Below are 12,790 nucleotides of genomic sequence, written 5' to 3'. Positions count from 1 at the left end.
CTCATGACGGGACGTGTTCGAGATGGCCAGTGGACTTTCAACCCGCAGCGCGGCGGTGCTGTTCGCCGGCGTCGTGCTGGCGTGGGGGACCAACTGGCCGGTGACGAAGATGGTCGTGCAGGACGTGCCGCCGCTGTGGGCGACGGCGCTGCGCTGCATGATCGCCGCCGCCACGCTCGCGCCGATGTTGTGGGTGCAGCGGCAATTCATCGTCCCGAAACGTGGCGACCTGCCGGTCGTGTTCTGCACCTCGATCCTGCATCTGGTGGCGTTTTCGGCGCTGGTCGCGGCCGGGCTGCAATTCGTGCCGGCGGGCAGGGCGATCGTGCTCGGCTACACCACGCCACTATGGGTCGCGATCGGCGCGGCGATGTTCTTGTCGGAACCCATCACGCGGCGCCGCGCGATCGGCATCGGCTGCGGCCTGGCCGGCCTCGCGGTCATCTTCAATCCGCAGACGTTGAACTGGGGCGACCGCAACGCGCTGTTCGGCAGCGGCCTGATTCTGCTCGCGGCATTCTGCTGGGCCGGCAACATCGTCTACGTCCGGGCGCACAAATGGATTTCGACACCCTTCCAGCTCGTATTCTGGCAGGTATTGCTGGCGGCCGCGCTGCTCTCGACCATCGCCTGGATCACGGAAGGCGCGCCGCACATCGTGTGGACCGGACGCCTCGCCGCCTTGATGCTCTATAGCGGGATCGTCTGCACGGCCTTCGCGAACTGGGCGATGACGATGGTGAACCGGAGCCTGCCCGCCGTCACCACGTCGCTGTGCCTGCTGGCGACGCCGCTGCTCGGGATCATCAGCGCGACCGTGATGCTGAACGAGCCGCTGGAGCCGTCGCTGTTTCTGGCGATGACACTGATCATCGGCGGCATCGCGCTCGGCGCGGTTGCTGGCGATTCACTTCGCGCAAAAACGGTCTAGTTCGCCACGAAATACCAGCGCTCGTCATAGCGGACGAGCTGGCTCGGTGGCTTGTCCTCGAACTCGAAGAACTTTTTGGGATCGCCGCCCGGCGGCACGTGCAGGAAGCCGGTGAAATAGTGTTTAAGGCCGCGCGAGGTCAAAAACAGCACATAGGTGCCTTCGTCGGCCTGATCGACGACGATGTCGTTGCCGCCTGCGGAAACGCTGGGTTCGCGATCGCCGAGCGCGATCAGGTTTTCGTTATGGCTGACATTGGGCTTGAGTTCGCCGGTCTCGACCCGGGCCACGATCCGCTCGCGCGTCTTGCGGTGCCAGTCGAAATTCTGCTGCAGCGCGATCTTGTGCAGCGGCGCGTAGACCAGCGCGGCAAGGGTCAACGCGCAGATCAGGAAGGGGAGGGCGAACTTCAGCCCGCTGTTTCGGATTCGCAGCAGCAGCGTCGCCGACCACACGGTGCAGCCGAAGAACACGAGCGCCATTAGCGGCACGACCGCGAGCAGGACGAAGCCGGAAGGCCAGTCCGCCATCGCCAGTTCGAAGGTCGCGACCGACAGCGTGAAGGCTGAGATCGCGACGGCCGCCGCCAACGCGGCGCGAACCGAGGGGCCGGCCGCGGCCGTTGTCGTCTGAGGTCTCGCTTCAGCCATGCCGGGCTGTTCCGCTCCGCCGTTCGTTTTGGGCCCGGGCCGTGCCACGAGCCTTAACGCGCCGTTAACCATATCGGCCCCAACAATAGCCCCAGAGGATGGTCGGCCGCCACGGCCGGCCGGACGGCAAATCGAGGGGCCACGAAATGGATCTGGACCGGTATTTTGGCAAAACCTCCGCTACCCTCGAGGAAATCAGGCGGCGGGTGATGTTTGCGCTCGATCGGCATCCGCTGTGCCGCGGTATCGAATTCGACGTCGTCAGCATGCCCCGTAACCGCAAGAGCAACTGGACGGTCACCCTGCAGGCGGTCGCCCCCGACGCCCTGTGGGAAGCGTCCGATATCGTGGCCGATATCCAGGAGGCCTACGAATTGGCCGTGGCGGCCTGATTCCGGGCTGTTTCGGGACAATTTCCCCAGCTTTTTGATCGCGTTACGGCTCGAAGCGGCATCGTAACGCCTCAATTGTCGTCCAGTTTTCGGCAAAAGGGCCAAACGTCGGCGGGAATGGAGACCTTTTTGACCAAAACCATGACCATCGTTGCGTTGATCTGTTTTCTCGTGGTCGGCGCGGCCGCTACCGCCATTCTCGGTCGCGACAGCATACCCGCGGCGCTGCCCCAACTGGCTTTTGCTTCTGTTGCTTCTGTCGAAACGCCCGCTGCCGTCCAGGCGCCGGTGTCGAACAAGGAAAACAAGAAAGACCGGCTGGCCGTCGTGAGCTACGCGCTGGCGGCCTACGAATCGCCGCAGACCACCGCGGCGCTGAGCGAGCCGTTGCGCCAGGCCTATGCGTCGACCGCTCCTGCCGATATCGGGTTGCCGAAGGAAGTTGCGCCTGCCGCGGCACCGGCCGCCGCGCTGCCGAAGCCCAAGGCCGTCGCCAAGCCGCAGCCGCAGCCGCAGAAAAACTACGCACTCCTGAGCGACGTCCAGATCGCCGGAATCAAGGACCGCCTGAAACTGTCCTCCTCTCAGGAATCCTACTGGCCGCCCGTGGAAACCGCGCTGCGCGCGGTCGCCCGCAAGATTCACGCGGGCCGGCAGGCCAACCCGACGGCGCCGGGCGTGCCGATCGATCCCGAATCCGCAGAAGTCCAGCAGTTGAAATCAGCGGCGATGCCGCTGCTTTTCCAGTTGCGTGAAGACCAGAAGAACGAAGTCCGTTCGCTCGCCCGCATCATCGGTCTGGAAAAAGTCGCCTCGATGATCTGAACGGCAAGCCCTGCGAGTGCAGCGCTGCCGGTTCCGGTTTCTTCACCATGACGTGCCGGAACATCGGCCCATGACACGCGTTGCCCGCGTGGATAAGGGAGCCGAACCATGCGCACATCGATGGCTTATTTTGCAGGCGTGGGAACCGTGATCGCCGCGGTCGGCGCTGGTTTGGGCGGTGGCTATCTGGCTGCGAATATCGCTCACCCGCCTACACAGGCGGTCACCAAGCTGGAACGCAGGATGTCGGCGGAGCCGATAACCGTCTCGGCCGCACCAGCGGAGCCGGTGCGGCAAGTGGCTGCGACGCCTGTGACGAATCCCGCTGCACCCGCCCAGGAGCAGCCGCAAGCGCAGCCGCAGCCGCAAGCGCAGACACAGCAGCAAACAGAGGCGGCGCCATCCGCCAACGCAGCGCCGCCAGCCAATCATGCGCGCACCGAAGAGAAGACAGTCAACAACGTAGCGGCGGCGCAACCCGCTCCGCCTCCGCCACCATCTGCAAAACCTGCCCAACAGGCCAACGAAAGAACCGCAGCGCCACAGGAAGCCTTTGCGAAAGCACGTGACGCCGAGATGAAACGGGCGGCCGCCGAACAGCGTCGTGCGGAGCGGCGACAGCGCTGGGCCGAGAAGCGCCGCATCCAGCAACCGCGTGAGCAGGAACTCGAGGCGGTCGAGGAGAGAGTCCGGGAAGTGACCGAGCCGCGGCGGATCAGAATCCGTGAAGAGGGCGAGCCAAGGGGCGAGCAGCGGGACTTGTTCGCCGAGCCCAGGAGAAGGGACATGTTCGCCGAGCCGGCCAGAAGCGAAACGCCCCGGATCAGGCTGTTCGATCAGGACAATTGATTTCTTTCCGGCGACCCGCGACGGCATCCTGGAGCGTGATGACTTTGAAACGTCATCGCGCTCCAGCTTTTGTTTGCGCATGATTTCCGGAAAATGCTTTGGGTTTGTCGCGAAAGAAACCGGTAACGATTTTTCCCGGACGATGCGCTACCCGCCGTGCGATTCCACCACCTTGCGACAGCCGTCCGACAGCTTCGGCTTGTTCGCGCGCAGGCAGGTATTCATCTGCGGCGGCTTGCCGATATGCTCGGCGCAAAATTTTCCGGCATCCGAACGGCAGGCCATCTGCTCCTGGGGGGAGGGCCCGGATTGCGCGTGGGCCAGCGAGCCTGCGGCGAGCGACAGCATCAGCACGGCAGCAACGTGGATTGATTTTTTCATGGATGACCTTTCGACGGGAGTATGAGGGTTGAAAGCGCGCGGAAGCTCGTCGAGGTTGCGCCCGCGGTCCATGCCATGTTCATGGCGTCGGAAATCGCGCCCCAAATCCCCGCACGCAGGCCCACGCCATTTTCATGGGATGTTGCCGCGCGCGTCGATGGACCATGTACATCCCGCGTCGGCTGCGGTGACCGATCGGCACATCGCAAAGAGCTGCACGCCAATTCGGGAGAGATGACAGATGTTGAAGAAGACAGGTTGGCTGAGCGCTGGTCTGACGCTTGCGGCGTTTTCGGCCGTGGCTTCGTTCGCGCCGGTCGGTGTGGGTTCGGCCCAGGCCGCCGTGGTCTATTGCAAGACGGTCGGCGTGCCGAAGGGGTGCGTGGTGCGGCCGACGGGGGTCGCGGTGGTCGCTACACCGGTCGTCGGCGTCGGCGCTGTCGGCGTCGGTGCTCCCGGCGTTGGCGTTCGTCCCGGCACGCCGATGAACCGCGGCGGTCCGGTCAATCGCGTCGGCCGCCGCTAAGGCAAAACACGTCAGCTAACCGGCAGCGCCGTCACTGTCGGGAAAGCGGTGGGGCAATGTCAGTCTGACGCGCGTGCCCTGATGGTCCCCTTGATCAGTCCCGAGGGCGCAGGAGCTCAGTTCCAGCTCCGCGCCACAGCGCGCCGCGCGGCTTCGCATGTTGCGCAAGCCGCGCGCCGCTTTTATCGCGCCCGCCGCCGCGCCATCCGAGGTGATCTCAAAACCCTTGCCGTCGTCCTCGACGGTGATGCAGCCACGGTCGAGGCCGTCGGCGCCGGCGAGCGTCTCGATCCTCACCGTGATACGCTTCGCGTTGGCGTGTTTGACCGCGTTGGTCACGGCTTCATCCAATAGCCGCACGATCTGGATCACATGCCACGGCCGCAGTTCGGGATGCACCGGCAGGCCCTGCGCCGTGACCGCGCGCCAGTCGAGCGCAATGTCATGCGGGCGCAGCTGCGCCGTGGCGCGTTCACGCCATGAGCCCAGCGCCAGCATCAGATCGCCGCCGATGTCGTCCATTGAGTCGATGACGAGGCGCAGATCCTTCAGCGCCGCGCGCGCCGCATCGCCGATTCCTGCGCTGCCATTGCCGCGCTCGCTCAGCGCCACGATGCTGACGAGCTGGCCGCCGAGCCCGTCATGCAGGTCGCGCATCAGCCGCGTGCGCTCGCGCGCCAGCGCCGCGGCGCGGGCGCGTTCCTCTTCGCGGGCGAAACTGGCCTTCAGCTTCTCTTCCGCTTCGCGGACCTGGGTGACGAGGCGGCCGGCAAAGCCGTCGACCTGGTTCAGCGCGCGGGCGAACCGCCAGGTCAGCCCGGCGCCGATCGCGACCAGCATCACCGAGTAGGACAGCCGCGCGGTGAAGATGCGGTTGGGCATCATCTGGAATACCGAGAGCAGGTCGACAACCCAGCAGGTCAGCATGATCGTGACCGCGCAGCCGAGCAGCAGGCTGGCGACATTCCGCCGCTTCAGCATGGAACGGGCGGTGACAACAGCCATGATGACCAGCGAGATGCCGACCATCGGAACCGCAAGAACGAGGAACAGTGTGCGCGACAGCGCCTGATTGCCGAACAGGCCGCCCAGCGCCAGTGCCATACCCGGAATGAAAATGATCCAGCCCCAGCTCTGCCATTTCCACCCTGAAAACAGCAGTGCGAATGTCAGTACCAGCGCGCTTTCCAGCGGCGCGGAGGAAATCAGAACCACGTTGAGCCGTGAGAGCGGCGTCTCCCCCATCGGCGTCTGCAGGAATGCCTGTGCGACGCCGACCGCCATTGCCGCCGCCAGCACCCCGTAGGCCGGCTCATGGCGCCGCATCACCCACATGATGCCGAGAATGACGGCGAGGATCGCCTGCCAGGACGAGAACACCACCGGCAGGGTGACGAAGATCAACGTTCTCAGATCATAGCTCGGGCGCAGCAATTCGTCCGGGCCGACCCAGATGCGATCGAGGAAGCCTGAAATCGGGCCCCAGATGAACAGCCGGATTGCAATCGCGTTGTCGCCGTCGCGGAGTACCGACGCCGGGATCACCGCAATGGCAGGCGTGTTGCGGTCGGGGCGGTTGGCGGCGGGATCGCGGCGGCTGTCGAGGATCACGACATCGTTGACGGTGACCTCGACGCCGTTGGTGAAGCGCGGCAGGAACACCGACCAGGCCTGCGTGGCTTCGCTGGCCGGGCGAACGAATCGTCCCGTGAAGCGCGGCGGATCGTCCATCGCATTCCGCAACGGCGAGAAATACGGCAGCGTCACCGCGCGCTCGACCCCGGCCTCGGCGAGCTGGAATGCCGTGACCTGATACTGGGCGGGAGGTCCGGGAAGCGACTGCCGCAGCGCGAAGATGCATGCGGCCACGATCAGCGCCTGCAGCAACAGGTATTGGACCAGACGGGACGTCTGCAGCCGCCGCCGTTCGCGGGCGGGCAGTTGGTCCGCCGTCGCGTCCTCGTCGTGGTCGTTCACAGCTTTATCAAGCCTTGCTGGACCGCCTCGAACACCGCCTCACCGCGGGTATGAACCTCGAGCTTGCGGTAGATGTTCTTGATATGCCCGGGCACGGTCTGACGCGACAGGCCGAGATGGCTGGCGATCTCGGCGTAGCTGAAGCCTTTGGCGATGCCCCAGAGGATGTCGATCTCGCGCGGCGTCAGTTTGGCGGTGTTGAGTGCGGGGCCCGGCGGCGGCTCGGGCGTGTTCTGGGTCCGGCGCACGATGAAGCGCGCGATCGAGGCCGAGATCGGCGAGTGCCCGGCGACGAGGTCGCGCACGGTGGCGGCGATATCGGTCGGGAAGGCGTCCTTGAGCAGATAGCCTGTTGCGCCGACGGTGATCGCCGAGATCACGCTTTCCTCGTCGCCGAGGATCGAGATCACCATGATCTCGGTGTCGGGAAAGCGTTGCCGCGTTTCGCGGATCAGGTCGACGCCATGGCCGTCGGGCAGTTGAAGGTCGGTGAGCAGCACTTTCGGCGCGCCCTGCGCGAGACAGGCGCGGGCTTCCGCGAGCGTGCCGGCGGCCCTGACCTGATATCCAGCCTTGGTCAGCGCGTCCTGCAGCCGCCAAAGCGTCGGCGCGTCGTCCTCGACCAGCACGACCGTGATGGCCTCCACCTTCGGCTCATCGTTCAATGAATTCATCTGAAACTCCGGCCGCTGTCCCTGCGGCCCTTGGCCAAGTGTAACGCCGCGGCGGCTTTTTGCGACACCCATGTTCATGGGGCGGGGTTTTTACGAGATTCGGAGGAGGCGCTTCCGGCTGAAAAGGCATATACGGTTGCCTCCTAACGAGGCCCCTGAAATGCCGAAAGCCCCCAAGAATGCCCCGCCGGACCAGCACGCTTCAGAGACGGCGGGCCGGCTTGCCGTCACGCTCGACGATGTCAAAGCCGCCGCCGCTGCCATTTCCAGCTCCGTCATCGTCACCGAGTGCGACCTGAGCCGGACGCTGAGCGAGATCTGCGGCTGCAATCTCTGGCTCAAATTCGAGAACCTGCAGTTCACCTCGACCTTCAAGGAGCGCGGCGCGCTCAATCGGTTGCTGGCGCTATCGCCGGACGAACGACAGCGCGGCGTGATCGCGATGTCGGCCGGCAACCATGCGCAGGGTGTGGCCTATCACGCACACAGGCTCGGTATTCCCGCCGTGATCGTGATGCCGGTCGGCACCCCGATGGTGAAGATGGAGAATACGCGGCGTCACGGTGCGGAGACCATTATTTCAGGCAAGACGCTTGAGGAGGCCGCCGAGTTCGCGCGCGCGCATGGCAAGGCGCAGAACCTCACCATGATTCATCCTTACGACGATCCGCATGTCATCGCGGGGCAGGGCACCATCGCGCTCGAAATGCTCGCTTCGGTGCCGCAGCTCGATACGCTGGTGGTTCCGATCGGCGGCGGCGGACTGATTTCCGGCATGGCGGTAGCGGCCAAATCGCTGAAGCCGGAGTTGCAGATCGTCGGCGTGCAGGCGCAGCTCTATCCTTCGATGTACAACGCCATCAAGGGCGAGAGCCTGCCGATGCGCGGCGACACGCTGGCCGAAGGCATCGCCGTCAAGGCGCCGGGCCGGATCACCACCGACATCATCCGCCGTCTCGTCGACGACATCGTTCTCGTCACGGAGGACCAGATCGAGCGTGCGGTGGCGATGCTGATCGCGATCGAAAAGACCGTGGTCGAGGGCGCCGGCGCGGCGGGCCTTGCCGCGGTGCTGGCGGCGCCGGAGCGTTTTGCCGGGCGCAATGTCGGTCTCGTGCTGACCGGCGGCAACATCGATACGCGGCTGATCGCCTCGGTCTTGACGCGCGAGCTCGTGCGCGAGGGACGGCTGACGCAGATCGCCATCGACATCGTCGACCGGCCGGGGCAACTGGCCGCCGTCTCGGCGCTACTCGCCGAGGCCGGCGCCAACATCATCGAGGTCTCGCATCAGCGCACCTTCTCCGACCTGCCCGCCAAGGGCACGCTGCTCGAAGTCGTGATCGAAACGCGAGACCGCGCGCATCTGGATGAAGTGATGAAACGGCTCGGCGAAGCCGGCTTTGTCGCGTGGCTGCCGGGGCGGCGGTGATGTAGCGTTTTCGAACGAAGCAATTCCGGTTTGCGCAAAGAAACCGTTAAGACAAGGTGGGTAAGCCCGTGGCTTCAAAGTGACCTGTTGAACGCCTGCTTGGGGCCGCATTCCGGACTCAAGTTAGCGCACCATCGCCGCCTGCAGACGAGCCTCAAAACGATCCGCCAGCGCACTGATTGCGCCGACCGCATCGCCTCTAAAAGCCGACCCATGCATCAGTGCAAGCGTGGTCGGCTTCAATTCCCTAAGCTTCCGTATATTAGGGGCAGTTGTCGGTCCGAGGCTGGTCGCCGCGAGAAAATCTTCCGCTTCCATGGCGGGTCCGACGATATCGTTCTCCGTAAGTGGCGGTCCGCCACCGCGCCTCATGAAGAGGTCGCCGCACAAAAGCGTGGCTGTGGTCTCCTCAAAGATGACTCCTGCATCCCAGCCGTGTGGGACATGCGGCGTATCAATATAGCGAATGCGCTTGCCACCGATATCAATAATCTCGCCGTCAGAGAGCACACGCGGTGGACGATCTGCCATGTCCGCAATCGAAACTCTGCAACCGACTGCACCATGCATCAACTCTGCACGAGGGGACGCGGCAAGCCACTCGTTCATCGAGCCACACTCATCGGCCTCGAAGTGGCCAAAACTGAGCCAGCGCAATTCCTTGAGAGGGATAATCTTGGCGACGGTTTCCGAGACTAACGGAAACATCTTCCTCAGCCCGCAGTGAAAGAGCAACGGCTCGTCGCCAACGATCAGAAAGTGATTGAACGTAAACCCGGCCCCTCCTGCGCCCTGAGGCAAGAAAACCGACACGCGATAAATTCCCGCCGCGATTTCGTCAGCCCTGATGTCCATTGTCGATCCTGTCGATAGATGGAGATCGAACGCCTAAAGAAGTTCGTCAGGCTACCATCTGGCGATCCGATGCCATAGTCACGATTGAGGCCCGACAGAATGTCCGTTCTGGTCATCAGCGGATGTCGATGCGGCTTTGAACGATGTCCGCCGTCCCATCGACAGCGGACAGGTTCCCGCTGTCCGGCCGGCCGCTTGGTGCCATCAGCCGCGACGCAGGTGCAGACTTTGAACAAGCGATCAACGGCGAGGTCTATGAACCTGCCGATGCTTTCGTAGGCGGCTCCATCAGCGCCTGCACTGAGAATGGCATTGTTGGAAAACGCGATGAATCCAGAAGTTCACCGCAGCCAGCAAATATCGCTGAGCGGCTTCGGCCGTTACTGCCCGACGCGAATGCGTTGCTCAATGCTGGCCGCCGGTCCTCCCCCGCGGACGTTGCGATTGCCGGGTGGAGGTGTTTGTGAGCCCGCCATGCTTTTCCACGGACCGATCGTTTCGACGATGATATTGATTCCGGCGACCGCGCTGTCGATTTGGCGCTGCACGCTTTCGACCTCGGTCTTCAGGAATTCTTGCATCTTTTGAAGCTCGAAAGCCAACTTGTGAAGTTCGTCTATCGAATTTGTGGTCAACCGGGCAACGGAAGAGTTGAATCGTTCGGCGCTGATCTCCAGCGGCCCAGAAGGATTCGATTTCTCTTTGCCGGGTTGTGTCGTCACGGCCTGCTCCGACGAAGGCATTTTCTCGTCAGGTGCGGCAGACGTTGGAGTATCCATCAGTTCCTCCCTTGGTGCCCGCGGCCCGCTGCAATAGGCGTCGTTGAGTCGTTAGGCTATTTGGTGGCGTGGCGGTGGCCGCATTTGGCTGCGCGCTGACAAGTCCGCACGCTAATTCACTAGCCGCACAACGCCTGTGTCACTGACGTCATAGCCGCCAAGTTCGGCCGCCCGGTCGCGCAGGGTGGTCGCGCGCATGAAGTCGAACAGCGCCTGCGGCCCCTTCATGAAATAGTCGCGCTGCCGCATCACGAGGTCGAAACGTTCCCACGCTAGCGGCAGGAAATCGAGCCCGGCCGACTTCGCCACGCTTCGCGTCGCGATCCCGCAATCGATGCGGCCTGCGCGGATCGCCTGGGCGATATCGGGGCCGGTCGGAAAGGCGGGCTTCGCCAGCTTCAAATCGTCGAGCGCGATGCCGGCGCGCGCCAATAGGGCGAGCAGCAGCAATTGCGCGCCAGCGCCGGCCGGGCGTTGCGCCATGCGCGCGCGCGACGTGCCGATCGAGGCCATGTCGCTCAAGCCCAACGGATTGCCGGGCGCAACGAGAATGCCTTGCTCGCGCCGTGCGAAGCCGAGCACCACCGCATCGTGCAACCCCGGCATATCGGCGACCCCATCGACATTGGCGGTTTCGTCATCCCCATCGAGGCGGTGCAGATGGATCGCGGCAATCATCACCTCGCCCTGCGTCAGCCGCCGCAGACCTTCCTCGCTTCCTTCGGGCAGGCTGGCGAGGCCGGAACTGCTTTCGCGCAACGCCCATTCCAGCAGCGGATCGTGACTGCCGCCGACGATCGGCGGCGCCGCCACCTGCGCCAGCGCCGCGGGCGCGATCAGGCCGGCGGACACCCAGCGGTCGAGGGCTGCGCGCGAAAACAGCCAGCGCCCCGTCACCTTGCTGCAAGGCACGGCGCGGTCCGCCACCAGTTCGTAAAGCTTGCGTTCCGATAGCCGCAGATAGTCGGCGGCCTCGTCGGTCGTCAGGAGTTCCCGCATAGGCATTAATATGCACCTGGATGCAGCGTTTCCGCAAATTGACCATGTCGGTACCGTCTGCGCAAGATGTTTGCCAAACGGAATTCCCATGCCTCAGGACGTAACAGCCCTTCAACTCGTGCTCAGCGGCGACCCCGCGCTGTTCGCCATCGTGCGGCTGTCGCTCTATGTGAGTCTATCAGCGGTGGTGCTGGCCGCGCTGATCGGCATTCCGCTTGGGGCCTGGATTGCGTTGACAAAATTCCCCGGCCGGCAGGGCGTTATCGTCCTGCTCAACGCGCTGATGGGCCTGCCGCCGGTCGTCGTCGGCCTCGCGGTCTATCTTGCGCTGTCGCGCTCCGGGCCGCTCGGCGCGTTCGGCCTGCTGTTCACGCCGCGGGCCATGATCATCGCGCAGACCGTGCTGGTCACGCCGATCGTCGCGGCGCTTGCGCGCCAGACCATCGAGGATCTCTGGATCGAATACCGCGACGAGCTCACCGCGATGAATCTCGGCCCGCTCGGCCGCGTCACGGCGCTGATCTGGGACGCGCGCTTCAGTCTCGTCACCGCACTGCTTGCCGGCTTCGGCCGTGCCGCGGCGGAGGTCGGTGCCATCATCATCGTCGGCGGCAATATCGAAGGCTTTACCCGCACGATGACGACGGCGATTGCGCTGGAAACTTCCAAAGGCGACCTGCCGCTCGCGGTCGGCCTCGGGCTCGTGCTGATCGCGATCGTGATCGCCGTCAACGCGCTGGCCTGGACCGCCCGCCGCGCCGGCGAACGACTGGCGGGATGACCATGCGCGCGCCGTCGAGTGAACTGCCGATTGAATTCGATGGCGTCACGGTGACGGCAGGCGGCGTCACGATCCTCGACAATATCGCGCTCAGCCTGCTGCCGGGCGCGCCCACGGTGCTGATCGGTCCCAACGGCTCCGGCAAATCCACGCTGCTGCGCGTGGCGATGGGGCTGCTCGCGCCCACACGTGGGCGCATCACCTGGGGCGGCCTGGAAAATGTCCCGCCGCTGAAGCGCGCGATCGTGTTTCAGCGCCCGGCGATGCTCCGCCGCAGCGCCGCCGCCAATATCCGCTTCGCGCTGCGCGCTGCCGGCATCCCGCGCGCGGAGCATGCGCGCCGCACCGTTGAGCTGCTCGAACTGGTCGGTCTCGCTCATCTCGCCGACCGCGCCGCGCGAAGGTTATCCGGCGGCGAGCAGCAGCGGCTGGCGCTGGCGCGGGCGCTCGCGCGCGATCCGGCCGCGCTGTTTCTCGACGAGCCGACCGCGAGCCTCGATCCCACCGCCACCAAGGCGGTGGAAGACATCATCCGCACTGTGAGCGAACGCAACATCAAGGTCGTGATGGCGACCCATGATCTCGGCGAAGCGCGCAGGCTCGCCGGCGACGTCGTCATGCTTCACCGCGGTCGCATCGTGGAGACCGGCGCCGCCGCGTCGTTCTTCGACAGGCCGCAAACCGCCGAGGCCAAGACATTCCTCGCGGGCGAATTACTGATTTGATGGGAGAGAACAAA

15 protein-coding genes are annotated in these 12,790 nt (G+C 64.6%); 8 read left to right on the top strand and 7 right to left on the bottom strand.

The window, feature by feature from the left end:
• The first annotated feature begins 22 nt into the window (after positions 1–22).
• A complete protein-coding gene (locus tag ACVWVY_RS02500; RefSeq protein ID WP_456624889.1) occupies positions 23–931 on the top strand; it encodes a DMT family transporter in 909 nt (302 codons plus the stop codon).
• Here ACVWVY_RS02500 and ACVWVY_RS02495 read toward each other — a convergent pair.
• The gene (locus ACVWVY_RS02495) at positions 928–1,581 is read right to left on the bottom strand and encodes a hypothetical protein (RefSeq protein WP_456624888.1); all 654 of its coding nucleotides are present in this window, start codon (positions 1,579–1,581) and stop codon (positions 928–930) included. The two genes, ACVWVY_RS02500 and ACVWVY_RS02495, sit on opposite strands and share 4 nt — an antisense overlap.
• Positions 1,582–1,727: 146 nt before the next feature.
• On the opposite strand from ACVWVY_RS02495, the gene ACVWVY_RS02490 reads away from it, so the two are divergent.
• The 3 genes from ACVWVY_RS02490 to ACVWVY_RS02480 all read left to right on the top strand — a co-directional run bounded on the left by ACVWVY_RS02490 (position 1,728) and on the right by ACVWVY_RS02480 (position 3,647).
• Positions 1,728–1,973 carry a hypothetical protein gene (locus tag ACVWVY_RS02490; protein WP_456624887.1) on the top strand — a complete coding sequence of 82 codons (246 nt, stop codon included), beginning with the start codon at positions 1,728–1,730 and terminating at the stop codon, positions 1,971–1,973.
• Positions 1,974–2,102: 129 nt separating this feature from the next.
• Positions 2,103–2,798, top strand: a complete 696-nt coding sequence (locus ACVWVY_RS02485; RefSeq protein ID WP_456624886.1) for a hypothetical protein — start codon at positions 2,103–2,105, stop codon at positions 2,796–2,798.
• A 108-nt stretch (positions 2,799–2,906) separates the two neighbouring features.
• Positions 2,907–3,647, top strand: a complete 741-nt coding sequence (locus ACVWVY_RS02480) for a hypothetical protein (protein ID WP_456624885.1) — start codon at positions 2,907–2,909, stop codon at positions 3,645–3,647.
• Between the two features lie 147 nt (positions 3,648–3,794).
• Here ACVWVY_RS02480 and ACVWVY_RS02475 read toward each other — a convergent pair whose 3' ends face one another.
• Complete coding sequence (locus ACVWVY_RS02475) at positions 3,795–4,100, bottom strand: hypothetical protein (protein ID WP_456624884.1); 306 nt, start codon at positions 4,098–4,100, stop codon at positions 3,795–3,797.
• 169 nt (positions 4,101–4,269) lie between these two features.
• Between ACVWVY_RS02475 and ACVWVY_RS02470 the strand changes: the two genes are divergently transcribed.
• Positions 4,270–4,554: a hypothetical protein gene (locus tag ACVWVY_RS02470; protein ID WP_456624883.1), complete on the top strand. Its 285-nt coding sequence runs from the start codon at positions 4,270–4,272 to the stop codon at positions 4,552–4,554.
• Positions 4,555–4,569: 15 nt separating this feature from the next.
• Here the strand turns inward: ACVWVY_RS02470 and ACVWVY_RS02465 are convergent, their stop codons facing one another.
• The gene (locus ACVWVY_RS02465) at positions 4,570–6,531 is read right to left on the bottom strand and encodes an ATP-binding protein (RefSeq protein WP_456624882.1); all 1,962 of its coding nucleotides are present in this window, start codon (positions 6,529–6,531) and stop codon (positions 4,570–4,572) included.
• On the bottom strand, positions 6,528–7,205 hold the full coding sequence (locus ACVWVY_RS02460; RefSeq protein WP_456624881.1) for a response regulator: 678 nt from the start codon (positions 7,203–7,205) through the stop codon (positions 6,528–6,530). Before ACVWVY_RS02460 ends, ACVWVY_RS02465 begins: the two co-directional genes overlap by 4 nt.
• A gap of 160 nt (positions 7,206–7,365) precedes the next feature.
• Here ACVWVY_RS02460 and ACVWVY_RS02455 point away from each other — a divergent pair, with 160 nt between their 5' ends.
• Complete coding sequence (locus tag ACVWVY_RS02455; RefSeq protein ID WP_456624880.1) at positions 7,366–8,637, top strand: threonine ammonia-lyase; 1,272 nt, start codon at positions 7,366–7,368, stop codon at positions 8,635–8,637.
• Between the two features lie 123 nt (positions 8,638–8,760).
• On the opposite strand, the gene ACVWVY_RS02450 is transcribed toward ACVWVY_RS02455, so the two are convergent.
• The 3 genes from ACVWVY_RS02450 to ACVWVY_RS02440 all read right to left on the bottom strand — a co-directional run bounded on the left by ACVWVY_RS02450 (position 8,761) and on the right by ACVWVY_RS02440 (position 11,276).
• Positions 8,761–9,492 carry an oxygen-binding di-iron domain-containing protein gene (locus ACVWVY_RS02450; RefSeq protein ID WP_456624879.1) on the bottom strand — a complete coding sequence of 244 codons (732 nt, stop codon included), beginning with the start codon at positions 9,490–9,492 and terminating at the stop codon, positions 8,761–8,763.
• Between the two features lie 380 nt (positions 9,493–9,872).
• A complete protein-coding gene (locus tag ACVWVY_RS02445; protein ID WP_456624878.1) occupies positions 9,873–10,271 on the bottom strand; it encodes a hypothetical protein in 399 nt (132 codons plus the stop codon).
• Positions 10,272–10,382: 111 nt separating this feature from the next.
• Entirely contained in the window at positions 10,383–11,276 is an 894-nt protein-coding gene (locus tag ACVWVY_RS02440; RefSeq protein ID WP_456624877.1) for a substrate-binding domain-containing protein, read from the bottom strand.
• Positions 11,277–11,358: 82 nt separating this feature from the next.
• Here ACVWVY_RS02440 and ACVWVY_RS02435 point away from each other — a divergent pair, with 82 nt between their 5' ends.
• Positions 11,359–12,051, top strand: coding sequence for an ABC transporter permease (locus tag ACVWVY_RS02435; protein ID WP_456624876.1), 693 nt, complete (start codon positions 11,359–11,361; stop codon positions 12,049–12,051).
• A gap of 2 nt (positions 12,052–12,053) precedes the next feature.
• Positions 12,054–12,776, top strand: a complete 723-nt coding sequence (locus tag ACVWVY_RS02430; protein ID WP_456632079.1) for an energy-coupling factor ABC transporter ATP-binding protein — start codon at positions 12,054–12,056, stop codon at positions 12,774–12,776.
• The last annotated feature ends 14 nt before the right edge of the window (positions 12,777–12,790 follow it).

Source organism: Bradyrhizobium sp. URHC0002, from assembly GCF_054059515.1.
The sequence above is the reverse complement of the archived record's forward strand: the minus strand, read 5'-3'. Positions and strand labels throughout refer to the sequence as shown.